This is a genomic window from Enterococcus sp. LJL128, from assembly GCF_056924295.1.
Genome location: NZ_JBXPBP010000019.1, coordinates 24,635 through 49,597, shown reverse-complemented (window position 1 = coordinate 49,597; position 24,963 = coordinate 24,635). Strand labels below are relative to the sequence as shown.

The 24,963-nt window shown below is 38.3% G+C and carries 24 protein-coding genes; 21 read left to right on the top strand and 3 right to left on the bottom strand.

The genetic code is table 11. The features are described 5' to 3' along the window. Positions 1–204 precede the first annotated feature (204 nt). Together murC and AC1Z3K_RS16585 are read left to right on the top strand one after the other, a co-directional pair. Positions 205–1,542, top strand: coding sequence for a UDP-N-acetylmuramate--L-alanine ligase (gene murC / locus AC1Z3K_RS16590; RefSeq protein WP_426080744.1), 1,338 nt, complete (start codon positions 205–207; stop codon positions 1,540–1,542). A 109-nt stretch (positions 1,543–1,651) separates the two neighbouring features. Continuing rightward, on the top strand, positions 1,652–2,113 hold the full coding sequence (locus AC1Z3K_RS16585; RefSeq protein ID WP_461733343.1) for a DUF7832 domain-containing protein: 462 nt from the start codon (positions 1,652–1,654) through the stop codon (positions 2,111–2,113). A 108-nt stretch (positions 2,114–2,221) separates the two neighbouring features. Here AC1Z3K_RS16585 and AC1Z3K_RS16580 read toward each other — a convergent pair whose 3' ends face one another. Continuing rightward, positions 2,222–3,166, bottom strand: a complete 945-nt coding sequence (locus AC1Z3K_RS16580; RefSeq protein WP_461733342.1) for an LPXTG cell wall anchor domain-containing protein — start codon at positions 3,164–3,166, stop codon at positions 2,222–2,224. Between the two features lie 380 nt (positions 3,167–3,546). On the opposite strand from AC1Z3K_RS16580, the gene AC1Z3K_RS16575 reads away from it, so the two are divergent. The 6 genes from AC1Z3K_RS16575 (at position 3,547) to AC1Z3K_RS16550 (ending at position 9,249) form a co-directional block, all read left to right on the top strand. Next, positions 3,547–4,047, top strand: a complete 501-nt coding sequence (locus AC1Z3K_RS16575) for a MaoC family dehydratase (protein WP_426080741.1) — start codon at positions 3,547–3,549, stop codon at positions 4,045–4,047. Continuing rightward, entirely contained in the window at positions 4,025–4,711 is a 687-nt protein-coding gene (locus tag AC1Z3K_RS16570) for a Bax inhibitor-1/YccA family protein (protein ID WP_426080740.1), read from the top strand. The genes AC1Z3K_RS16575 and AC1Z3K_RS16570 overlap by 23 nt, the downstream gene beginning before the upstream one ends. A gap of 101 nt (positions 4,712–4,812) precedes the next feature. Then, positions 4,813–5,175, top strand: a complete 363-nt coding sequence (locus AC1Z3K_RS16565) for an MmcQ/YjbR family DNA-binding protein (protein ID WP_426080739.1) — start codon at positions 4,813–4,815, stop codon at positions 5,173–5,175. Positions 5,176–5,291: 116 nt separating this feature from the next. Next, positions 5,292–7,670, top strand: coding sequence for an ATP-dependent DNA helicase (locus AC1Z3K_RS16560; RefSeq protein ID WP_461733341.1), 2,379 nt, complete (start codon positions 5,292–5,294; stop codon positions 7,668–7,670). Between the two features lies 1 nt (position 7,671). Then, positions 7,672–8,640: an asparaginase gene (locus AC1Z3K_RS16555; RefSeq protein WP_461733340.1), complete on the top strand. Its 969-nt coding sequence runs from the start codon at positions 7,672–7,674 to the stop codon at positions 8,638–8,640. A gap of 183 nt (positions 8,641–8,823) precedes the next feature. Then, positions 8,824–9,249 (top strand): glycosyltransferase, encoded by a 426-nt coding sequence (locus AC1Z3K_RS16550; RefSeq protein ID WP_461733339.1) that lies wholly within the window; start codon positions 8,824–8,826, stop codon positions 9,247–9,249. 301 nt (positions 9,250–9,550) lie between these two features. Here the strand turns inward: AC1Z3K_RS16550 and AC1Z3K_RS16545 are convergent, their stop codons facing one another. Further along, complete coding sequence (locus AC1Z3K_RS16545) at positions 9,551–10,045, bottom strand: YajQ family cyclic di-GMP-binding protein (protein ID WP_461733338.1); 495 nt, start codon at positions 10,043–10,045, stop codon at positions 9,551–9,553. Positions 10,046–10,310: 265 nt separating this feature from the next. Between AC1Z3K_RS16545 and AC1Z3K_RS16540 the strand changes: the two genes are divergently transcribed. The 12 genes from AC1Z3K_RS16540 to AC1Z3K_RS16485 all read left to right on the top strand — a co-directional run bounded on the left by AC1Z3K_RS16540 (position 10,311) and on the right by AC1Z3K_RS16485 (position 21,532). Then, positions 10,311–11,240 carry a YitT family protein gene (locus AC1Z3K_RS16540; RefSeq protein ID WP_426080733.1) on the top strand — a complete coding sequence of 310 codons (930 nt, stop codon included), beginning with the start codon at positions 10,311–10,313 and terminating at the stop codon, positions 11,238–11,240. Positions 11,241–11,283: 43 nt separating this feature from the next. Beyond that, the gene (locus tag AC1Z3K_RS16535) at positions 11,284–11,547 is read left to right on the top strand and encodes a DUF4303 domain-containing protein (protein ID WP_461733337.1); all 264 of its coding nucleotides are present in this window, start codon (positions 11,284–11,286) and stop codon (positions 11,545–11,547) included. Between the two features lie 453 nt (positions 11,548–12,000). Continuing rightward, entirely contained in the window at positions 12,001–12,867 is an 867-nt protein-coding gene (locus AC1Z3K_RS16530) for a class II fructose-bisphosphate aldolase (protein ID WP_426080730.1), read from the top strand. 251 nt (positions 12,868–13,118) lie between these two features. Next, complete coding sequence (locus AC1Z3K_RS16525; RefSeq protein WP_461733336.1) at positions 13,119–14,396, top strand: UDP-N-acetylglucosamine 1-carboxyvinyltransferase; 1,278 nt, start codon at positions 13,119–13,121, stop codon at positions 14,394–14,396. Next, positions 14,393–15,688, top strand: a complete 1,296-nt coding sequence (gene rho, locus AC1Z3K_RS16520) for a transcription termination factor Rho (RefSeq protein ID WP_426080728.1) — start codon at positions 14,393–14,395, stop codon at positions 15,686–15,688. The genes AC1Z3K_RS16525 and rho overlap by 4 nt, the downstream gene beginning before the upstream one ends. A gap of 98 nt (positions 15,689–15,786) precedes the next feature. Further along, entirely contained in the window at positions 15,787–16,050 is a 264-nt protein-coding gene (locus AC1Z3K_RS16515; protein WP_426080727.1) for a type B 50S ribosomal protein L31, read from the top strand. 290 nt (positions 16,051–16,340) lie between these two features. After that, on the top strand, positions 16,341–16,814 hold the full coding sequence (locus AC1Z3K_RS16510) for a GNAT family N-acetyltransferase (protein ID WP_461733335.1): 474 nt from the start codon (positions 16,341–16,343) through the stop codon (positions 16,812–16,814). A 779-nt stretch (positions 16,815–17,593) separates the two neighbouring features. After that, on the top strand, positions 17,594–19,144 hold the full coding sequence (gene speD / locus AC1Z3K_RS16505; RefSeq protein ID WP_461733334.1) for an adenosylmethionine decarboxylase: 1,551 nt from the start codon (positions 17,594–17,596) through the stop codon (positions 19,142–19,144). A gap of 167 nt (positions 19,145–19,311) precedes the next feature. Then, positions 19,312–19,965: a hypothetical protein gene (locus AC1Z3K_RS16500; protein WP_426080723.1), complete on the top strand. Its 654-nt coding sequence runs from the start codon at positions 19,312–19,314 to the stop codon at positions 19,963–19,965. Between the two features lie 100 nt (positions 19,966–20,065). Then, positions 20,066–20,254, top strand: a complete 189-nt coding sequence (locus AC1Z3K_RS16495; protein ID WP_426080722.1) for a hypothetical protein — start codon at positions 20,066–20,068, stop codon at positions 20,252–20,254. Between the two features lie 11 nt (positions 20,255–20,265). Then, positions 20,266–20,460, top strand: a complete 195-nt coding sequence (locus tag AC1Z3K_RS16490) for a hypothetical protein (RefSeq protein ID WP_426080721.1) — start codon at positions 20,266–20,268, stop codon at positions 20,458–20,460. 124 nt (positions 20,461–20,584) lie between these two features. Then, positions 20,585–21,532: an AraC family transcriptional regulator gene (locus AC1Z3K_RS16485; RefSeq protein ID WP_461733333.1), complete on the top strand. Its 948-nt coding sequence runs from the start codon at positions 20,585–20,587 to the stop codon at positions 21,530–21,532. 165 nt (positions 21,533–21,697) lie between these two features. On the opposite strand, the gene AC1Z3K_RS16480 is transcribed toward AC1Z3K_RS16485, so the two are convergent. Beyond that, the gene (locus tag AC1Z3K_RS16480; protein ID WP_426080719.1) at positions 21,698–22,504 is read right to left on the bottom strand and encodes a Cof-type HAD-IIB family hydrolase; all 807 of its coding nucleotides are present in this window, start codon (positions 22,502–22,504) and stop codon (positions 21,698–21,700) included. 183 nt (positions 22,505–22,687) lie between these two features. Between AC1Z3K_RS16480 and AC1Z3K_RS16475 the strand changes: the two genes are divergently transcribed. Next, positions 22,688–24,955 carry a bifunctional metallophosphatase/5'-nucleotidase gene (locus AC1Z3K_RS16475; protein WP_461733332.1) on the top strand — a complete coding sequence of 756 codons (2,268 nt, stop codon included), beginning with the start codon at positions 22,688–22,690 and terminating at the stop codon, positions 24,953–24,955. Positions 24,956–24,963 lie beyond the last annotated feature (8 nt).

The window sequence follows — 24,963 nt, the reverse complement described above, 5'->3', positions numbered from 1 at the left end:
TTAAAAGAGAGTTTTCAACTGTTTCTACAGGGGGAAATTCTTCTTTTTTTCTTTTTTTTTAATTTTTATAAGAAAAATTGTGGACTTTTTTTTAGTTGATTATTTTTCTGTTTTGTACGATAATGAGGAACGTACGACTTAAGACCGTTACTAATGATGTATACATATGATGGAAAACAGATAGATGAAGAGAAGAGGATCATTATGGAGAATCGAGAAAATAAATTGTATCATTTTGTGGGAATCAAAGGCTCTGGCATGAGTTCTCTGGCCCTTGTTCTTTTTGAAAAAGGCTACAACGTACAGGGATCAGATGTGGAAGAATATTTCTTTACTCAACGTGATTTAGAAAAAGCAGGAATTACGCTGTTGCCTTTTGATGCAGAGAATATTACGAAAGATATGGTAGTTATTGCTGGAAATGCTTTTCCGGATGCTCATGAAGAGTTGGTTCGGGCAAAAGAGCTGGGGGCAGAGGTTATCCGCTACCATGATTTCATTGGTCAGTTTATTCAGCCTTATACCAGTATTGCAGTGACTGGCTCACACGGTAAGACTGGAACAACAGGTCTGCTTTCTCATATCCTAAGCGGCATCAAACCGACGAGCTATTTGATTGGGGACGGCACAGGGCATGGTGTGCCGGATGCGGAGTTTTTCTCATTTGAAGCCTGTGAGTACCGCAGACATTTTTTAGCCTATTCTCCTGACTATGTTATTATGACGAATATTGATTTCGATCATCCTGATTACTATAAGAGTATCGAAGATGTTTTCGATGCCTTCCAGTCAATGGCAAGTCAAGTTAAAAAAGGTATCTTTGCTTATGGGGACGATCCTTATCTTCGCAAGCTGAAGGCAGATGTTCCTATCTATTATTATGGTATGAATGAGAACGACGATATTCAAGCGAGAAATATTGAACGAACAACGACTGGTTCGGTTTTTGATGTGTATCATCATGAGGATTTTGTTGGCCGCTTTGATTTACCTGCTTTTGGAGAACATAATATCATGAACGCACTAGGTGTGATTGCTGTATGTTATTTTGAAGAGCTGGATATGAATAAAGTAGCAGAAGAAATGCTGAGTTTCCAAGGAGTAAAACGGCGCTTTACAGAGAAACAGGTTGGCGATGTTGTCATTGTTGATGACTACGCGCATCATCCAACGGAAATCAAAGCTACTATTGATGGTGCCCGTCAGAAATATCCTGATAGAGAAATTATCGCTGTTTTTCAGCCGCATACCTTCACTCGAACAATCGCTCTGATGGATGAGTTTGCAGAAGCGTTGGATTTAGCTGATCACGTATTCTTGTGTGATATTTTTGGTTCAGCCCGTGAATCACAAGGGGATGTAAAAATTGAAGATTTAGGCAACCGTATCAAAAAGGGCGGTCAGGTGATTAAAGAAGACAATGTATCGCCGCTTTTAGACTATGAAGACGCCGTATTCGTTTTTATGGGAGCAGGAGATGTTCAAAAATTTGAACAAGCTTATGAAACGCTGTTGAGTAATACCACAAGGAATGTTTTATAAGTATTTATTATTTATAGAGTTTAGGGAACGAAGCAGGTTGGTTGCTTCGTTCCCTTTTTACGTTAATGAGGTATAATTGACTCAATAATCTAAAAAGGAGAAAAATGATATGGCTTATGACAAAGCAAAGTGGCATTTTGAAGCAGAAGGGTTTCCAGAGAATGTTGGAATTGAGCAGGGAGGAGTTCATATTGCCTTTTTCTACCGCTGGATGATAGAGAACGGCTTCTCTGGATATGACATGCTTGAAGAGACAGCTGAAGAGGTTGAATTAGTAAAAGCTGGCAAATACAGTGCTCTCAAATTATTATTTGAGTTTTGTGACGGTGTTTTATTAGAGGAGGATTTTAATGATTCGGGGGCTTCATTCGCAACTCAGTACTATAATACAAAAACAGCTTTTTCAGATGCCTATAGCTCGTATTTAGAGGATTACGCCTGTTTGACTCTGAGCCATATGAATGGCTTAGAAAATACAGACTATGGAATTTTATTCATAGACGACAACTATCAAAAGGTAAAAGCGATTATCAATCAGAGATATCAAGAATATCTTAGCTTTATTCAATAATGTTGAGTTAAGTAAGCGTATTCATAAATGAGTGAGTTTAGGCTCTTCGTTTTTAATGAAAACAGGCATAGGGAAGTTTTAAATTTCTCCTATACCTGTTTTGATTGATTATGCTTTTCTGTTTTTCTTTCGAAGGACTAGCAATGAAAAAGCTCCAATTGTTGATAAAATACCACTTTTTAACAAAGTATTGCTAGCTGATTCTCCTGTTTCAGGAAGCTTCTCTTTAACAGAAGGAACTTCCGGATCTGGCTTGATGGCAGATGTGGTAGAACTGATAGTACTAGGCTGTGTTGTGTTTTCAAGTATGGGAATTTTAAATGTAATAGTTTCGCTGTACTCAACACCGGCTATGGTATATGCAGTCGCAGTCACAGTGCTTCCAGCATCAAACTGTTTTGCATTAATAGAAAAATGACCATTATTATCAGCTGCTACAATGATTGGATCACTAGGTAAACCGAGTATATAAAAATAAACGGAAGCGCCTGGGCTAGTGGTTCCATTGAATGAATGAGAAGAAGAATCGTAAACGATTTCCAAGACTAATGTTGCAACATTACTTTCTACAATATAAGTACAATTAATTAAATAGGATTTACCTTCACTGTCAGTAGCGGTAATATTGGCTGGATTTATACCTAGTATAGCTGTAGTATATTGATTTCCAGATTCAAAGGCTAAATTTTCTAAAGATAAGCCAGATGTTTGATCAAGACTTTGTTTAAAGTCAGCAGGATTTATTGTGGCACCCTGTTGATACCTTGCTGCGGGACCACCAGTAAGCGTCAATATAGTTACGCTATTCTCTTCTTCAGATATTGGCAATAAAGGTTCGTTTTCCAGTAATTCTGTTTGTTTAAACTCATCAGGTTCAATACTACTATCAGTAGAAGATGCTTCTGTTTCTAAGGGAACACCTAAATCAGTAGTAGGGGTTGTTTCACTAGTGTCTGCACTTTCTACTTGCTCATAGGAACCTGTTTCTGCATAGGTATTTACCCCAAATGAAAAACCTAACAATAATGCACAAATTAAACCCATTTTTTTCATTATACTTCCTCCAAACTTTGTATTGTAATGATATTGTAACTTAATCAAAATGTTTTTGCAACATTTGTTTTTTGTTTGTTATGTAAAAAATAGTAATTCATCTGGTACGGCAAAATACTTATTTTGAGCTTTTAAAATAAAGGGGGATACTCAGATTACTTATCTGAATAATAGTACAAAAAACAAAATATGTTTTTGATAAACAAGGTAATTCTCTATGAAGTCATGCTTCTGTTTGGATTTTATTAGTAACTAGGACGATATATATTCATTTTTTCTATTACTTTTTAAGAAAAGCTTGCTTTAGTAATGTCTTTTTATACTTGCCTTTTGCACTGGTTTTGGTACAATTATCATATCATTAATGGAGGTGTACTAATTTGAACATCGGAAAACCGAGAAAATTAGGCAAAACCATCGAAGATATCGAGGAAGGCGATTCGTTATCCTTAACAGAATCGATTGAAGATAAAGATCTTCTGCTTTATTTAGGCCTGACGAATGATGCCAATCCCCTTTATATCCAACATGACTATGCCCAGCAAACGGAGTATCAAAAGCCGATCGTACCGTCGATCATGTTGATGGGAATCATCACAAGCGCTATTTCAAAGCACTTGCCTGGTCCAGGCTCCCATGTAGTGAATTTTTCTGTTAATTTTTTGGAACCAGTCTTTCATTACGACACACTGACCTTTCATTTTGAAGTTATCAAGATTGATAAAATGAAGGATGTGGTAACGATTTCTATTGAGGCCGTAAATGAGGAAGAGAATCGTGTGCTGGATGCTGTAGTGATTGTACAGCCGCCGAAGCACGTTGACTTAGAAGAAAAGAGTAGGAAAGAAGGGGTATTAAATGAATCAAATGGAAACAGCTAATGTTCAGGAAGGTCTGAACAAGTTTTATGCAAAAATTTATGGATTCTTAGGATTAGGGATTGCAGTTAGTGCATTTATCTCTTATCTAGTACTGGATGTGTATTTTTGGGAAGTTATTGTTTTCTTGAGTCAATACAATTATGCGCTAATGGGACTTTGGATTGCTGAAATTGCATTGGTTATCTTTTTAGGCGTAAGAGCTGCAAAAAATCCGTCCTTAGCAATCGGCGGCTTCATTCTATACTCAGTGTTGAATGGTATAACGCTGGCGATAACATTGGCGGCGTATACAGAAGCAACTGTCGTTTCCGCTTTTATTAGTGCTGCTTCAACATTTGGATGTATGGCACTGGTTGGTGTATTAACGAAGAAAGATTTATCAGGAATGGGCCGGGCAATGTATACAGCGTTATTCGGGATTATCATTGCGTTGCTTTTAAATACATTCCTATTCCATAGCGGAACGATGGAATACATCATCTCAATTATTATGGTGCTGGTTTTTTCAGGTCTGACAGCCTATGACAATCAACGTATCCGCAACGTCTACTTCCAAAGTAATGGAACAGCAGGAAATGGGATTGCAGTGTATCTAGCATTGCAGTTATACTTAGACTTTATTAATCTGTTTCTTGCGTTTTTACGTATTTTTAGCAAAAAATAATTCGTTGAATTTTGGACAGAAAAGTGTCGTAGGATGCTTTTCTGTCTTGTTGTTTATTTTTATAGCTGCGGGAATATGAAAAAAAACAAAGGAGGAGTCAAATGGAGGCATTGAAAGAAAAAATCAAAACAGAAGCAGAGAAACTACCTGGTGCTTCAGTCTATTATCGCGAAAGCTGGGAATGTGACTACTTTGAGATTGCCGGCAAATTCTTTGCTATGTTGGGCAAAAACAAAGAAGGAGAAGAAATATTTACGTTTAAGGGAGTTCCTGAGCAAAACGAATTGCTGAGAGAGCAGTATGAATTTATCGTTCCAGGCTATTACACTAATAAAACCCACTGGAATTCGATTATTCTAAAGGATAGTACATTAACAGAAGGGGAATATCTGGCAATGATGAAAAAATCGTACGAGCTGATTGTTGCTAAACTACCGAAAAAAATAAGAGAAACATTGAGTTAATAGTAGAAATAAGAGCGACTGAGGTATTTTCCCAGACGCTCTTATTTTTATGAGTTAAACCTTTCTATTTGCGAACGTATGTTTTATAATAAGAGAGATTATGAGGTGACGAGAGAATGTTCGATTCAGAAAAGATTCCAATCCGGAAGCTTGTTGAATTTATTTTGCGTAAAGGCAGTATTGATGCTCGAAAGACCAGCAGCCATACGGCTCAGGAAGGAGCAAGAATTCACCGCAAGCTGCAAAAGGAAGCCGGTAAAGCATATAAAAAAGAAGTGAAGCTTTCAAAAGAAGTAACGCTGAACAATAAAATATATTTCGTTGAAGGCCGGATGGATGGTCTATTTACTGATGAAGAAGAACAAACCGTAATTGATGAGATCAAAACATCAGAAGCTGCTTTTGAGGACCTGTATGAGGAACAGTTGGCGATGTATTGGCATCAAGTAAAATGTTATGGTGCAATCTATAGTCAGCAGGAAAATCTGGAGAGCATCACCTTACAGCTGACCTATTTTCAAACCACAACAGAAGAAGTAACGAAGAAACAAAGGACGTTCACTCAAGAAGAGCTGACTGTTTTTTTTGAAGAGTTATTACAAGAATATGAACGCTGGCTGATTTTTAGTGAAAACTGGCGGGAAGTTCGAAATCAATCTTTGAGGAATTTGCCTTTTCCTTATGAAGAGTATCGAAAAGGGCAAAGGGAGCTTGCTGTCGCTGTGTATAAAACAATTCTCAGTGAACAACGCTTATTTGTCGAAGCGCCTACAGGAACAGGAAAAACAATCTCAACACTTTTCCCAGCCCTTAAAGCAGTTGGTGAAAACAAGGCTGAGAAGCTTTTTTATCTAACTGCTAAAACAATTACGCGGCAGGTTGCAGAAGATGCAGTCGAAGCAATGAACAGAAGAAATCTGAAAATCAAAAGTCTGACGATTACCGCTAAAGATAAAATCTGTTTTCTCACAGAACGAAATTGTACACCAGAGCATTGTCCGTTTGCCGCAGGCTACTATGACCGACTGAATGAAGGCTTGTGGGACATTCTCCATCATGAGGACCGTTTTACAAGAGCAACGATTGAAACATATGCGCAGAAGCATCAGCTATGTCCGTATGAGTTTTCTCTGGACATCAGTTTATGGTGTGACTTGATTATTTGCGATTACAATTATGTCTTCGACCCAGTCGTTTACTTGCGGCGCTTCTTTGAAGAGGGAATCAAAAAAGAATATACTTTTTTGATTGATGAAGCACATAATTTGGTGAACCGTTCAAGGGAGATGTATTCTGCTGAACTTTCTAAAGGTCAGCTGCTTAGGATGAAGAAACTGATAGTAAAGCAAAATCGTACGCTAACCAGAGCGGTAAACAAAGTGATAGATGAGTTTGATAAGCTGGATGACTTCTGCAATGAAGAGAAAAAAGAGTTCATTTCACAGTCGGCAGCTATCGACAGTCTAGTGAAGCAGATTTTTCGGTTGACAGAAAAAATTGGGGAGTGGTTGCCCCAGAATCAAGAGCTCCCAGAACTAAATCAATTTCTAGAAATCTATTTCAGCTTGCTTAATTATCTGAAAATCAGTGAATTCTATGATGATCACTACTGCACGTATATTCAGCAGAAAAATCATACGTTGATGGTCAAGCAGTTTTGCTTAGACCCATCGTACTTGTTAGGACAAAAGCTGGGAATGGCCAATGCCAGTATTCTTTTTTCAGCTAGCTTTACTCCGCTGAACTACTACAAGGAAGTACTCGGCGGCGGGGAGGAAGGCTTAACATACCGTATTCCAAATCCCTTCCCGGAAGAAAATCAGCTGCTGCTAATCAGCAATTATGTTCAAACAACTTATCGGGAACGGCAAAACAGTTTAAATCGTGTTGTTGAAAGCTTGACAGTGATGATTAAACAGAAAAAAGGCAACTACTTCTTTTTCTTTCCATCCTATGCTTATCTGGATATGGTCTATGATGCGTTTGTACTAAAGAATCCGGATGTCCGGACTTTAATTCAACAGACGGAAATGGATGAAATGGAAAAAGAACGGTTTTTGGAGCAGTTCCAGTCTGACCCTGATGAAACGCTGATTGGCTTTTGTGTACTTGGCGGTGTATTTTCAGAAGGAATCGATTTAAAGGGCAGCCGTTTGATTGGTACGGCTATTATTAGTGTAGGCTTGCCCCAAATCAACGAAGAACAAGAGTTAATTAAAGAGTATTATGATGAACAAGGGCTGGGTTTTCAGTATGCATATCAGATTCCTGGAATGAACAAGGTGCTTCAAGCAGCAGGAAGAGTGATTCGCGATGCTTCGGATTTAGGTGTTGTTTTATTATTGGATCAGCGTTTTGCAGGCCCCTCTTATCGAAGTTTAACACCGCCTCACTGGTACCGTGCCCAGATTCAGCCGAGCGTTCATCATTTAGAAAAAAATATTGAGACCTTTTGGCAGAAAACTGATAAAAATGATACGGGAGGAAGAGAATAAAATGAAGCAAATCCTTGTTTTGCATACAGGTGGTACAATTTCAATGGCTAAAGATGCCGGCGGTGGAGTCATCCTCAGTGATGAGAATCCCTTGATGAACCAAAATGAACTGTTTCAAGGAGAGGTTGAACTGATTGTAGAAGAAATATTTAATCTCCCTTCTCCTCATATGACGCTGGAACGGATGCTTGAGCTAAAGGAACGAATAATGCTGGGGATTGAAGAAGGAATTGACGGTGTAGTTATTACCCATGGAACAGACACACTGGAAGAGACGGCTTACTTTTTAGAGCTGACAGTGCCAAAGAAAATTGCTGTTGTTATAACAGGAGCGATGCGTTCCAGCAATGAAATCGGTAGTGATGGACTTTATAACTTTATAAGTGCCGTTTGGACAGCCGCTTCCGATGAATCAAAAAATAAAGGCGTTCTTGTTGTAATGAACGATGAGATTCATATGGCAAAATATGTGACAAAAACCCATACAACAAATGTAGCAACTTTCCGAACGCCAACCTTTGGTCCCATAGGTATGCTGACCAAGGGCAAAACCTTCTTCACTAAAGAAGTAATGCCGGAAGAGGTCTGTGATATCAAATCTGTTGCAGGAGAAGTTCATTTAATTAAGGCTTATGCAGGAATGGATGGGCAGATTTTTCAGCTGGTCAATACTGAATCACTTAGTGGTATTGTAATTGAGGCGTTGGGTGCGGGGAACTTACCTCCAGCTGTTTTGAAGGAGCTGCAGGTTATCCTTGATAGAGGAATTCCTATTGTACTAGTTTCCCGCTGTTCTAACGGTATCGCTGAGGATATTTATGCGTATGAAGGCGGCGGAGTAGAACTGAAGAAGCGTGGTGTGATTTTTGCCAGAGGTTTAAATGGACAGAAGGCACGTATTCGTTTAATGGTTGGATTAAACAGTGGGAAAAATGATGGTTGTTTAAAGCTGTTTTTAGCGGGAGAGTAATAGTTTTATAGGACGTAAAAATTTATCGATTATAGTGAAAGCTGCAGCTCTTGTCGAAATGACAGATGTGCGGCTTTTTTTGTATGACATGTAGGTCTGTTCTACTTTGTAAAATTATTTAAGCTCGTTTTAAGTTCCTGCGGGTAAGCTTTTCCTAAGATTAAAAGAAAAGCAGGTGACGAAATGGCAGCAGTAATCGTGATTCCCAGTTATGAGCCTCAAGAGAAGGTTGTTTTATTTATCCAGCAGCTGAGGGAAGAGCTCAGTGAAACAATAATTGTAGTTGATGATGGGAGCGGGAATAAGTATCGACCGATTTTTCAAAAGCTGGAGCAGCTTCCAGGAGTAAAGGTCTGCTCGTATAAAACAAATGAAGGAAAAGGTCACGCTTTAAAAGCTGGTTTTCAGGAAATTATAGATAACTTCCCTGAAGTTGAAGCAGTTGTTACTGCAGATTCTGATGGGCAGCATAGTATTGAAGATATCCAGCAGTTAATTGCACAGATACAAGCAGCGGATACACAAACCATCATTTTTCTATGTTGTAACTTGTCTATTTTTACTGCCGGCAACTGTATTGACGCTGTTTTCATATATAAAATGAGGTGATCTGATGTGGTTTTTTCTAGTGATTCTGTTTACAGCAGTGTTAGGACTGATTTGGTTGATTATACCTAAAGAATGATAACTTGGAAAAATGAAGCTAAAGAAACAATCAATGTCTGAAAGTGTAAAGCAAGTGTAGAAAAATTGGAGACTGTTCTTTTTTTGATTCTAAATCCGAAGGAGAGTACAAAAACAGCCTATAAAAAGCCGAAATACGCTGAAATCGATGCTAAGATACGATTTCAGTGTATTCCGGCTTTTTTCTTAAGATAGATTGCTTTTATTACAGTCTGCTGCTAATTTTTTATCTATAGTTAATAAACTGCAGTTCAATTGGAAGGTCAAGCTCTCTGAGCAATGCGATGACTTTTTGTAAATCATCACGGTTTTTCCCTGTTACTCGAATCTTGTCTTCTTGAATTTGGGACTTAACCTTCAACCCAGAATTTTTAATAGCTACGTTGATTTTTTTAGCATTCTCTTTATCAATGCCGCTAATTAGCTCTCCATACTGTCTGGCTGTACCGCCAAGTGCTTTTTCGCTCTCTGAAAACTGAATGTTTTTAGTAGGTACATTGCGTTTAATCAGTTTGCTGAAGAGTACATCTTTGACCTGTTCTACCTTGTAATCGTCATCTGAAACAACCACCAAGCGATCGTTTTCCAATTTGATATCAACAAGGGAACCTTTAAAATCAAACCGGTTTTTAATTTCTTTTAGCGCAATCTGCATGGCGTTCTTTACTTCTTCCATGTTCATTTCAGAGACCACATCAAAACTTGCTTCTTTTGCTGCCATTTGATAACCTCCTGTTTTTGATTGTTCTTTCATAGTAACAATGAAAGAAAGATACGACAAGAGATTTTGAAAAAAAGAAACAAAAAAACAACATTTTTGCAGATAGAAAAACAGTGGGCGCTTGGCTAAACAAAGGACAACCTGAGAGGAAAAAAAGATTGTTTGATTCAGCATAAAAACATTGCGAAAATCTTGGGAAAACATATAATTGGAATGGGGATAGTATCAGTTTTTTTATAAAATGATTATTGAAGGAGCGAAAAAGATGGGGAAAGAGCTTGTGTCTCATAAACAGGGAGAATTTATCAAAAAGATTTTCGTTATACTTATTACCGGAATCACTGGGGCAATGGGCTTAAATTTGTTTTTAATTCCAGCTAAAGTTTTTTCAGCAGGAATGAATGGGATTGCGCAAATACTGGCCACCCTTCTATACAGTCATTTTTCCATCACAATAGACACAGGTTTGTTCATTCTACTATTGAATTTGCCGATTTTTATTTTAGGTTTTTTAAAGCTTGGGAAAGAAGCCACGATTTTTAGTTTTATGAATGTTGCCTGTGTTTCGGTTATAACCATGATTTTTCCAGTGTATACTGTTACCGATAACCCGCTGATGAACGCGATTGTCGGGGGCGTACTGATTGGAATAGGGGCGGGTCTCTCTTTAAAAATGGGATTTACCACTGGGGGAATGGATGTTATTTCCTTAGTTCTATCTAAAACAACAGGAAAAACAGTTGGAAAATATATTTTTATGTTGAATAGCATTATTGTGGCAATTGCGGGTTTTCTGTTTAACTGGGAAAGTGCATTATATACGATTATCTCAATTTATTGTATGACCCAAGTGATTGATGCGCTGCATACTAGTCATCAGAAGGTGACTGCGATGATTGTCACCACAAATCCAGAGATTGTGGTGCGGGGAATAGCAGAACAGATGGTGAGAGGGATGACGCTGCTGCCGTCAGTTGGCGGGTATTCTAAGGCTGAGGGACAGATGATTATGATGGTTATAACCCGTTATGAATTATATGATTTAGAGCAGATTGTTCACTCAATAGATGAAAATGCATTTATGAATATTGTACCAACTCAAACGGTCTTAGGCCGGTTTGCTAACGAAGATGAGCAGAGAGTATTTAAAAGTACTGGAAATTTTCCTGAATTAAAAAAACATAGAATCAAGTAAAATGAGAATAGATGAATTTTTATAGCCTTTGAGGAGTTTTTTTATGAGTAAAGAACAAATGTTTTTCAAAAAAGCATTGACAGCATGTCTGCCGCAGCTGCTGGAAGAAATACTGTCGTATAACGAAAGCCAAAAGGTATACGGGGTTTCTTTTATAACGACAGACGATTTTTATGGGATGTACGCAGCCTTTGTTACAAAAGAATTTATGGATGAACAGGTCAAGTCGGAGTCAGAAAAAGAATACAAACGGTGGCTGCCGACAGAATGGCCCTTTTCTGATAGCGTTCAATACTTAATTATATAGAAACTTGTCTGCGATTATTGATAATGATGAGGTAACTGATTTTACACGACCCTCAGATGAAAAATGGGCATTCGCTCTTACGCTGATTGATACAATAAATGAAGCACTTGAAGCTGTGCCGAAAACATTGTTTACAAAGCAAGGCTATGAGAAAGAAAACGTGATTTTTTCCGTAACGATGTCTGACGCGACTACATGGATGAGATGTTTGTTGGCTCTATTAAAAAAATGAACAAGGGGACAAAAGCGTTAGAATTACTGAAAACCCTGGAAAAATAGGAAGTATTACTAAAATATTCTTTTTTCAAATAATAACTTTGTGAAAAGGTGTATAAAATTTTCTGAAAAAGGTATTTTTAGTAGAAAAGTACCAAAATATCTGCTAAAATGAATCTGTTGGTTAAGGAGTGTCCTTAACAAATATGGTTTTTTAAAACTTAGGAGGAATTTTTTATGCCATTAGTATCAGGAACAGAATTTCTTAAAGCAGCTCGCAAAAGCGGCTACGGTGTTGGAGGATTCAACACAAACAACTTAGAATGGACAAAAGCTATTCTTGAAGCAGCTGAAGCGAAAAAAGCTCCAGTACTGATTCAAACATCAATGGGTGCTGCTAAATACATGGGCGGCTATCAAGTATGTTACGACTTGGTAAAAGATTTAGTTGATTCTATGGGTATTACTGTACCAGTAGCACTTCACTTAGATCACGGTGAATACGAAGATGCATTAGAATGTATCGAAGTTGGCTATACTTCAGTTATGTTTGACGGATCTCATCTGCCATTCGAAGAAAACATCGAAAAAGCAAAAGACGTAGTAGCTAAAGCTCATGCAAAAGGTGTTTCTGTAGAGTGTGAAGTTGGTTCTATCGGCGGAGAAGAAGATGGAATTATTGGTTCTGGCGAATTAGCTGATATCGAAGAATGTAAACAAATGGTTGCAACTGGTATTGACTACCTTGCCTGCGGAATTGGTAACATCCACGGTGCTTACCCAGATAACTGGGCTGGCTTGGCATTTGATCACCTACAAGCAATTGCTGACGCTGTTGGCGATATTCCATTGGTACTGCACGGAGGATCTGGTATTCCTTTGGATCAAATCCAAAAAGCAATCTCAATGGGTGTATCTAAAATCAACGTAAATACTGAAGCTCAAGAAGTATTTGCTGCTGCAACACGTAAATACATTGAAGAAGGTAAAGATCTTGAAGGTAAAGGTTTTGACCCTCGTAAATTATTGGCTCCTGGTACTAAAGCAATTACTGAACTGGTTGAACAACGTATCGAATGGTTCGGTTCAGAAAACAAAGCATAAGTTTAATTGATAGATAGAAAACTGCTTCAGCTTTTATTAGCTGGAGCAGTTTTTTCATCTTATTAGAAGTGTATCAGCTGGTAAACTTCAGGAAGATTCCCGCTATCCATGCTATTTTTTTATTGATAAGCAGCCGGCTTTTGTTATTCTTGAAAATCATTGCTTTTTTATTGATGTGTCTTATGTTAGAATAGTCTGGGTATATTAAAAAAAGAATTCAACTTCTGACATAGTTAGGTGAGAAAAATATAATGAAAAAAATAGTAATCAACGGTAATCGTCCTCTAAAAGGCGAAGTAAGTATCAGTGGTGCAAAGAACAGTGCAGTAGCATTAATCCCAGCGGCGATTTTAGCTGACTCTCCAGTTACCTTAGATGGTGTACCGGATATCCAAGATGTTCATTCTTTGATTGAAATTCTGGAAATCATGGGTGCCAAAACAACCTTTGAAAATAACATGCTGGTTATTGATCCGACTGAAATTGTTTCAGTACCAATGCCTACTGGAAAAATAAACAGTTTACGTGCTTCTTATTATTTCATGGGCTCTTTGCTGGGGAAATTCGGAGAAGGTGTTGTAGGACTTCCCGGCGGTTGTTATCTTGGACCAAGACCAATTGATTTGCACATTAAAGGATTTGAAGCTTTGGGGGCTTCTGTATCTAATGAACATGGTGCCATGTATTTAAGAGCAGACCATGGGTTGGCAGGTACGAGAATCTTTATGGATATGGTTTCCATTGGTGCCACGATTAATGTAATGCTGGCAGCTGTTAAAGCTGAAGGCAAAACGATTATCGAGAATGCAGCTCGCGAACCTGAAATTATTGATGTGGCAACGCTGCTTAATAACATGGGTGCTAATATTCGGGGGGCAGGTACGGATATAATCCGCATTGAAGGCGTGAAAGAGCTTCATGGCTGCCGTCATTCGATTATTCCAGATCGTATCGAGGCGGGAACTTATCTAGCCATTGCTGCTGCGATGGGACAGGGTGTTAAAGTCCGTAATGTAATTTATGAGCATCTGGAAAGCTTTATTGCAAAGCTTCAGGAACTAGGCGTGAAGATGACTATTGAAGAGGATATGATTGAGGTACATCCTTCCAATGATTTAAAGATGATTAATGTGAAGACCTATCCTTATCCGGGCTTTGCGACAGATCTTCAACAGCCGTTGACCCCGTTGCTTCTAAAAGCCGTAGGAACTGGTCAAGTGATGGATACAATTTACGCTCAGCGTACAAAACATATTCCTGAGCTGGTACGCATGGGTGCCTCTGCTTCGGTTGAAGGGAATATGATTGTGTTGAACGGACCAGCTAAACTTCATGGTGCAGAGGTTGTAGCATCTGATTTGCGGGCAGGAGCTTGTTTAGTAATTGCCGGGTTGATGGCTGAAGGAACAACTACTGTGTACAATGTTGAATACATTCTACGGGGATATGATCATATTATTGAAAAACTGACAGCATTAGGTGCTGATATTCAGATGATAGAGACTGAACAGGTTGAGGTGAATCAATGAGCGATTACTTGACGATGGCGGAGCTGGAAAACAGCACGCTGAAAGATATCTATGCGTATGCAAAGGAATTCAAAATTCCCTACTACAGTCAAATGAATAAAAAAGAGCTTTCTTTAGCTGTGATTCGGGCTCAAGCAGAAAAACAAGGTTTTTTCTTCATGGAGGGAATTCTGGATATTGTTTCTCAGGACGGCTATGGTTTTTTAAGACCAATCAATTATGGTCCGAGTGCGGAAGATATCTATATATCTTCTTCACAAATTCGACGGTTTAGTTTGAGAAATGGGGACAAGGTTGCCGGTAAGGCGCGTCCGCCGAAAGAATCAGAGCGTTATTACGGGTTAATGCACGTGGAGAGCGTTAATGGGAAAGATCCAGAAGAAGCGAAGCAACGTCCTCATTTTCCAGCGCTGACTCCTCTGTATCCTGAAAAACAAATTCATTTGGAAACAACTCCAGGTAGATTATCTACTCGTATGATTGATATCTTTTCACCCGTGGGTTTCGGTCAGCGTGGGCTGATTGTTGCTCCACCAAAAGCAGGTAAAACAAGCGTTTTAAAAGAAATAGCTAACGGAATTACAGAGAACTATCCTGATGTCGAGCTAATTTTACTTCTGATTGATGAACGTCCTGAAGAAGTGACGGATTTGGAGCGAAGTGTCAAGGGAGATGTAGTTTCATCTACCTTTGATCAGCAGCCGCAAAACCATACTCGAGTTTCTGAGCTGGTACTAGAACGTGCGATGCGTCTCGTAGAAGATAAACGGGATGTAGTTATTTTGATGGATAGTATCACTCGTCTAGCTAGAGCATACAATTTAGTTGTTCCGCCAAGCGGCCGAACATTAAGCGGGGGGATTGATCCTGCAGCGTTTCATAAGCCTAAGCGTTTCTTCGGAGCTGCCCGGAATATAGAAGAAGGCGGAAGCCTAACGATTCTGGCGACAGCTTTGGTGGATACTGGAAGTAGAATGGATGATGTCATCTATGAAGAATTTAAAGGCACCGGAAATATGGAGCTTCACTTATCCAGAGACTTAGCAGAACGTCGTATTTTCCCTGCTATCGATATTAAGAAATCAGGTACTAGAAAAGAAGAGCTGTTGATGGAAGAGCAGCAGTTGGAAGAAATCTGGAAGCTAAGGAATAATATGACAGGGGACTCACTTGAGTATACAGAACAGTTCATCAAATTCCTGCGTAAAACGAAAAACAATCAAGATTTTTTCAGTGCATTTCATGATGTGTCCTTTAGTAAGTCAGGGCCAAAAAGAAATTTAAAAAGATGATTGCAAGTGAAAATAAAACATGCTATCATTGTACTGTTGTATATCGACAAAATAACTCTGACTCAGCAAATGACTCAGGGCAAAGGAGAGAAATAAGTATGAAACAAGAGATTCATCCGGATTACCATCCAGTAGTCTTCATGGATTCAACTACAGGTTTCAAATTCTTGTCAGGTTCTACTAAGACAACACAAGAAACTGTTGAATGGGAAGACGGCAACACGTATCCAGTGATTCGTGTGGAGGTTACTTCTGATTCACATCCATTCTATACTGGACGTCAAAAATTCACTCAAGCAGACGGACGTGTGGACCGTTTCAACAAAAAATACGGTCTCAAAGATACAAACGCTGCAGAGTAATAAGAACATTGAATTATCGAGATTTAGCAGACTACCCTTTATGGATGGTCTGTCTTTTTTTGTTTTAAGTATATGTACTGAAGCTTTTTCAAATATTTAGTCCTTCTGTAAGAGGTTCCTTGCTGCTTTCTGTGGTGAGCTAAAAGGGTCCTTGCTCCTATTAAAGAATGTCTTGTTTAACTACTGTATCTCTTTAATCTTTGAAAAAGCCAAGCGAATGATACCTGAAACAAATCAATACAGAAAAAACGAGTCTACTAAATATAGACATATTTGTAAAGGGAGACAAAATGAGGTTTAGAGAAGCGACAGTTGATGACAAAGAACAAATTACTGAAATAATGACAAAGGCGTTTAATTTTGATACTTCTCTTCATCGGAAGGATACAAATGAGGATGGCCGTCCAGGATACAATGACGGAAGTCTTGCAGAACGTTTTTTATCAGATTCCCAAGTGACAACTTATATGATTGTTGTTGATGAAACAGAGATTGGGTTTATGAGTTTTAGTGTGAAGGGAATAACAGGAGTCTTGGAAAAATTTTGTGTCCTGCCAGTATATATTGGTCGGGGATTTGGTTTCCAGGCGTGGAAGCTGTTGGAGCAGCAGGAACACTATAACTTGTGGCATTTGGAAACACCTGATTATTCAATAAGAAATCAGCGCTTTTATGAACGGTGTGGTTTTCAAAGAATAGGACAAAAGAAGTATGGTGAAGACAGTTATTCTTTTGTCTTTGAAAAAAGCATCAGTAAGGAATGAAAAGAAAGTGACTATAACCATCAATAGATTAGCTGCTTAAAACTAATTGAGCGATATGGTAAAACCCAATCATGTTCCATAGGTTGGAACAAAGTGACATGTCTTAAATGCAAAAATTATTTTTTTGACAATAGCTGGAATTAATTTAAAAGTTGTGGAGCACTAAGTAAGAATTAATCAGTATGGAAAATCAGATAAAACATATCAAAGTACTAAGAATCCTATGTCTCTTTTTAAAGAAGTGGCTTAATAAATAGAACTTCTGAAAGAATAACATTTTTTTGAAGAAGCTTTACTTTTTGGTTTTATCGATAGAAAATCTGTGCTGTTGTCAGCATTGTTTAAAGTGAAACAATATGTTATATTATGTTTGGAAATTATTTTGAGTTAAGTAAGTAGAATAAATAGCTGAGGTGTGCTTTTTGAGCAGTGTGACGAGATCTATCTAGATTAATTTAATAGCCTTAAAACATAGGTTTATTTGGCGTATCTATAGATTTCCTTGCATTCTCAAAATAATTTAAACACACTTACTGATATGTAGGCTAGTTAAATAAGAGGAGAAGGCTGTGAAATTTTGCAGTCTTTTTTTATTTTTTAACGACGTAATTCCTGTAAAAGCTCCTGTGCTTGAAATATAAGCAAGGATAATGACAACGAAGTTCGTTTTTTTTACAGGATTTATGTATTCAGCGAATAAATAGATAAAACCATTAAATTAGTGTAGATAGTCATTTCATCGAAAGTAATGAATGAAGGGATGGAATGGTTCTTGACACATGAAAATAGAACCGACACAAGTGAATATAGCAAAGATAATTAAAGAACAAACAAAATTGGAAGAATCAGAAGAGGTTGTTCATTTACTTTTAATCGAATGGTACCTGAGGAAGCAGCTCTCAACAAAGAAATTGGCGGGAAAAGTAAAATTACCTCTCCCTCTTGTCTCAGCTATAAAAAAGGAATTGGTTAAGTTAGGTCTAGCGTCCAACAAGGTAGGAACAAGCTTAACTAGAAAAGGTAAACTCTATGTAGAACAGCAGCTTGGCTGGGCAGCAATTAATAAAGAATACTATCTGAAAGTAACTGATTCAAAAGAAGAACAGGCAAGCCTGAAGGAAGTAATGACGGAGGAACTAACAGTCGGAATAGTTGATAGACCGAGTGTTGCCGTAGCTTACGACCAAGCATTTGCTACAATAGAAACGATTGTTGAGCGGGCCTTTTTATTACTAGAAAAGCCTGATTTTATAAATAAACATATTCTATTTTTAGGGGATGATGATTTGTCTTCTCTAGCAGTAGGTTTGTTAATAAAAAAACTAAAAGCTTCCGGAAGAACAAAATCAACTGAAAAACTAACGGTGTATGAGTTGTCGCCTGATGTTATTCATTGCATAAATACCTCTGCAAAGAAAATGGACTTAGACATAGTCTGTCAACATTTAGATTTTCGTGAAGGTTCCCTGAGCAAGTATAAAAACCAGTTTGACTATATATATGTTGATCCGCCGTACACACTTTCAGGACTCAAGCTCTTTTTATCAAGGGCAGTTTCATGCAGCCGCTTGGAACATGCTCATATTTTCTTATCATTTGGGGAGAAAGCGCCTAAAAAACAGCTGGCACTTCAAAAGTTGATTGGTCTTCAAAATCTCGTCATAGAGAAAATTAAACCTAAATTTAATCAGTATTCAGGTGCTTCTATCCTTGGAGGAGTAAGCACACTATATGAACTAACCACTCAAATTGACAGTTACCCAGCTGTCTTAGCGGAAAGTTCTTACTCGGATTACATCTATACTGGTGAGCTTCGACCACGAAATGTTGTGTATCAATGCTGCCGCTGTGGAAAAGAATATACAGTCGGTCTCTATACGGAGATGACAATCGAAGAATTGAAGAGGAAAAAATGTTCAATCTGTGCTAATGATACTTTTTTGCGTATAGATACTAAGAAACTGCCTGATTTGCAGGAACAGCATTCTCTTGGCAAACATTATCTTATTGAACTGAAAAACTGTCCCAAAGAAAAGCTGACATCAGTTCCTTTAGTAGAACAGCTAATGCTCCAGATTGCTGATGAATGTAAACTCACCAGAGTACAGCACTATTTTCATCAATTTGAGCCTTGGGGGGTCAGCGGAGTGATTATTCTTGCCGAATCGCATCTTACTATCCATACCTGGCCGGAAGAAAACTATGCTGCAGTGGATTTATTTGTATGCAGCGATCTACCTTCAGAATCACACTTTACTTCATTGCTGCTGACATTGTTTGAAGGGAAAGAAATTGAATGTCGGCGTTTCAGCAGAGGGAATGTGAGCTGAAAAGTCATTAGCAAGGGAAATCGTTGATAAAATATGTAAACAATAGAATACCTTCTTCAAAATCCGTGAAGATTTTCTAAATACGGATAGTTGATAAATCAAGCTGTATGCTATAATAACTTTTACAACACAGGAGACCTATCGATGAGAGTGAAGGAGGAAAGCAAGTGAAATTTGCAGATACAGATTTTAGCTACTATAGAAGAACAATGGAAAAGATGTACCATAGTTACTATCTAAAGCGTATTGTTGGGATGGCAGCAGCCCTGCTAATTACTAGTTTGTATACCGTGTTTTTTCCGGAGGGCTTATGGGTAAACCTTGTGCTGATCCTTCTATTTGCCGGAATGCTATTGCTTTTCATATTGCAGCGGCTGAAATTTAATGAGATTTATGACAAGTTTTTACTAGAATATCGTGAAAATGGAACCATAAAAAAGCTTGAAGAGGATGAATTTACCTATAATGTATTATTGGAGAATGGTGATAAGCTGCGTATCAACAAGCAAGGTTCAAGGAATCTGCCTTCAAATAATAAAGAATTAACTCTTTTGGTGGGATTTGTTAAAGCGTTCTTTAGTAGACAGCCATTTCAGATTGTCTATTTTGATATGCTTGAACTAACGTATGATGAGAAATACCGATTAAGAATGAATAGGATTTCCCGGCTTCCACGTTTTTTACGGGCATTTACATGGAGAAATTTGAAATCAAGCTCAACTGGACTATTCCGCTTGATTGTTGGCAACTTATTTACATTGTATATTCTATATCGGTTAATCAGTTATGTTTTCTATCTGATTCGCATGTTTATCTCTTAAATGAAAAGTCAGAATATAAGAATTGAAGAGTTTGAAATAGAAGAGTAGCTGGTTTTTAGAACAATGCTGAACTATAAGCATTTTAAAGGAGAGGTCAAATATGAAAGAAGCAAGAAACCATGCGGGTATCCACCCGCCACTAGGAGCCTATACTCATCAAATAGAGATGAGTGGAAATATTCGCTGGTTAACACTTTCTGGTCAAGTTGGTATGACACTGAATGGCTTATTGTCAGAAGACATAGGAAAACAATTTGAAGAAGCTCTAATAAACATCAAAAAAACCTAGAGGCAGCTGATATGAAGGTATCAGATATTACTAAGCTGGTTATTTATCTAGTTGATCCGATGGATATGAAAGAACGTACAGAGCTGCTGAATGATTTTCTTCAAGGAACCGAAGTCTGCATGACCTTGCTCTATGTAAAAGCATTGGCCTCTCCTAAAATAAAGGTAGAGATTGATGCTTGGGCTGCGTGTGAACAACCAGACTAACTGAACTAAAAGACAATTCGCAGAACAAGCGAATTGTCTTTTTTTACAGTAAGTGTACAAAAAAAATCAAAAAAGGCTTCGCTGCTTTTGTTATAGTAATTATAGGAAAAGGAGCGTGGTAATTATGAATAGTTTCAATCAGCTGAATCAGGTTGTGGTATATATTGAAAATCATCTTGAGGAAGAGATTGATTATTTGGAATTAGAAAAAATTGCACAATGCACACCAAAGCAGTTGCCTAGAATTTTTGTCTTTGTTACAGGAATTACCCTTTCAGAATATATTCGTAAACGAAGACTGACACTGGCAGCAGAGGACATTCGCAAAACAACATTATCCCTGCTGGCGATTGCAGTTAAATACGGGTATGATTCTCAAGCAGCTTTCAGCCGGGCATTTAAAGAACAGCATTGTGTGTCGCCGTCTATGCTGCGAAAAAACAGAGATACACAAGTTAAGCCGTATCCCCGTATTGTTTTTCATGAAGAAGCGATGATTGAACAGCTGGAAAATTATCGGGTTGTTGAAGGGGAGGTAAAAAAGGCTAAGGTGGTTTACAGTGATTTTGGACCACTTGAAGCTTGTAAATTTGTGGGAAAAGAGATTCGTGCTGCGTTTATGTCCCAGAGCATTTCCCAGCATTGGGGCCGCTGCTTCGCTGAAAAAGTTTTTGAGCAATTGCTTGAGCATGAAGCATTTATTCTAGAGGAATCGTTTGGAAATTACATTGGCTATGTTCGGGATGTTGACCACGATACAGGTATGTTTACTTATGTGATTGGGCTGTTTATGCAGCTGGATGCGCCAATTCCAGAAGGATTTTCTGTTTACAGTGTTCCAAGTTGTACCTTAGCGAAAATTTGGGTTCAAGGGGAAGACTATGATGTTTTTTCCAGTGGTCCGGAGCTTTCAAGAGCAGAGATAAGTAAACAGGGATATGAAATAGATGAAGAGAACTATTTTTTGTGTGAAGTTTACACAGACGAACGCTATGAAACGCCTAAGCAAAAAGGAGAAACCAGTGCCATTTTAGATTACTATTTACCAGTGAAGAAAACAGAAAAAAAGTAAAGAAATACTTATAAATATAGAATTGGCTATCCATAGGAGCAACCAGAATAGCTTTATTTAGATAAAAAGACAACTATCCGATAAATGCAGGAAGTGCGTCTTCAAAGTTAGATTTTCCTATCTAACTTTGGAGGCGCACTTCCCTGATATTCTATTGACTTTTTATTAGTTTAAGCTTAAATAGTTTTCAAGGTAATCTGCAAGTCCGTTTTCATCATTGGTTTTATCAGTGATATCGTTGGCTACTTTTTTTATTTGATCAGTGGCATTGCTCATAGCAACGCCCCAGCCAGCGAATTCCAGCATTTCTTCATCATTATGTTCATCACCAAAAGCAATGATATCTTTTTGGCTGATATTTAGATAGTCAGCAACTTCAGCAACACCTTTTGCTTTCTGAATTCCTTTAGCGACAACCTCCAGAATCGGCTTGGCACCACCCCAAGTACGAATATCCAGTAAATCACCATATTGCTTCAGTAGAGTTTCTGACGCTGCTGCAACCTGATCTTTGGCCGGACACAACATAAGAGAAGTCGGATCTGTAATCAAATTTGTCGTATTCAGTAGATTTTTTTCTGATGCTTCTGCAGCAAAAAATGCAGAATCAAAATGGTCAAAGCTGTCAATAAAAAAAGTTTCTTTATTCTCGGCAGCAACAAAATCCAGATTTAGAGCTTTTTTCTGTGATAGAATATCAAAAACAATATCTCTTCCTACACTGGACGAACGTTCTCCTGCCCACTCTTTTTCGGGAATGTGCACGAGCCCGCCGTTGAAATTAACCATAGGTGTATTTAAATTTAGCTGTTTATAGAACTGATTGCTTAGGCGATAAGGACGACCTGTAGCAATACTGACATAGTGCCCTTGAGCGATAGCCTTTTTTAATGTCTGCTCCGTTTTTTCGCTGATTAAAGAATTCATGTTTAATGTAGTACCGTCTAAATCGATGGCAATTAATTTTTTCAAAGTATTTCCTCCTGCCAATTTTTCTTTTTCTAAGTCTAGCACACTAAATAGAAATGGCAAGCTTAATTCAGTAAAAATCTTCAAGAATAGCCTCTATAAAGTAAAAAGAATCCATATTGCTGTTGACAGCCTTTTCAATAATTGATAGTCTGAAGTGTGAGACTATTAAGGAGGAACGAATGCATGAAAAAGAGAAATAGGGGGTTCCGTTTACTGCTTATATCTGCAGCAGCAGGCGGCTTCTTGTTTAGCAATGGTCAAGGTGTTTATGCAGTTGATCAGGATACAACTAAAATTCCTGTTCAGTTTTTGGGAATCAATGATTTTCATGGTGCATTGAGTACAACAGGATCATTCTACGATGATGCCGGTAATAAAGTCAGCAATACGGGAACAGCAGCTTTATTGGCAGGTTATTTAAATCAGGCGGAAACATCTTTTGCAGCAGAAAATACAGGTGCTCAGACACTGCGTATACAATCTGGGGATATGGTAGGTGCAAGTCCGGCAAATTCTGGACTGCTTCAAGATGAACCAACAATTAAAGTATTAAATGAAATGAATTTTTCAGTGGGAACTCTGGGCAATCACGAGTTTGATGAAGGATTGGCGGAATTTAACCGTATCATGACTGGAGGTACACCTTCAAGTGATCCTTATGGTATTTTGGCTGATTATCCAAGAGTTGCGTCCAAGACAGAGCTTGTAGTCGGGAATGTCGTTAAGAAGGGAACCGATGATCAAATTCCTTTTGGCTGGAAGCCGTATACGGTAAAAGAAGTTGGTACGGAAGAAGGACAAAAAGTTAAAGTCGGATTTATTGGCGTTGTAACCACAGAAATTCCCAACCTTGTTCTAAAAGAGCATTATCAGGAATACGATTTTCTGGATGAAGCTGAAACAATTGCTTATTATGCCAGTGAACTAAAAGAAGAAGGGGTAAACGCAATTGTCGTTCTTGCCCATGTTCCTTCTACTAGTAAGGAAGGAACCATTTCCGGTGATGCAGCAGAAATTATGGCTAAAGTAAATAAACTTTATCCGGAAAATAGTGTGGATGTATTCTTAGCGGGGCACAACCATCAATATACAAATGGACTTGTAGGAGAAACCCGAGTTGTACAATCTACTTCTCAAGGTAAAGGTTTTGCAGATGTTCGCGGCTATCTAGATGTCGCAACACAAGATTTTGAAACAGCTCCTGCTGCTACCGTTACTCCTGTGGCACCGGAAGGCGAAAATGTTCCTGCTGCGGATGCAGCTGTTGCAGCTGTTGTTGCCGATGCAGACAGCCGTGTATCTGCTGTAACAAGCAAAAAAATCGGAACAGCTAAGAAGTCAGAAGCAATTTTGCGTGAGGTTAATGAGCATAAAGAATCCCCATTAGGGAATTTAATTACAGACGGTCAGGTCGCAATGGCTAAAGCACAGGGGATTGATGTTGACTTTGCGATGACAAATAACGGCGGTATTCGAGCGGATTTAATCGTTGGTGAAAATGGTGAAATTACTTGGGGATCTGCGCAGGCTGTACAGCCGTTTGGAAATATCATGCAAATTGTAGAAATGACTGGTGCTCAAATCGAACAAGTGCTGAATGAACAATATGATCAAGAAGAAAAATATTTCCTGCAAATTTCAGGACTATTTTACACATATGAGAAAACTGCTGATGCTGCACAGCCATTTAAAGTTAAGACAATGGTCGACGCAAAAGGCAATGAACTAAAAAGTGAACAAACATATCGAGTTGTAATCAATGACTTTTTACTTGGCGGAGGCGACGGCTTTGCTGGATTCACACAAGCCAAATTAGTTGACGCAATGCAGCCGGATACTGAAACCTTTATTGGATATATTGAGATGAAAGAAGCAGCTGGCGAGCCAATCGAAGCGGTTATTCAAAATCGAAAAGCTCCTTATGTAGAGCCGCCTGTTCTGCCGGAAGATAAAGAAGCAATAATTCGTAAGGCTACTTTATTTGATCCTTTGTACGAAGATGATCAGTATCTTCAGGGAGTGACCTTGCCAAATGCAACGATTGTGTTGTTTGCAGGAGATATTCCTAAAAGCAAGTCAGCAACAGGCGAAAATGTTCTTCCTAAAGGCGATATAACTGGTAAGGCTGACAGTGAAGGAAAGATTAAAATCGATGTAGCTGCGTTGAAGCTTAAAGGAAAAGAAAAAATTACTGCAGTGGTTCTTGACGAGGAGTTAAACAGTGCGGTTTTCCCGTTGGATGTATTGAAAAGATCTGTTGGAACAACAGATTCGTCGTCAACTACCACTAAGTCTGATACGAAAACCAGTTCTAGTGAGGCAACGACAGGAAGTAAAGAAAGCGGTGCTTTCCCGAATACGGGGGAAGCAACAGCGAATAGTAGCCTGTTCATAGGAACTATTCTTTTAGCTGGAAGCTTTATCTATCTTTTGAAAAAGAGAAGAGCCTAATTTATAAA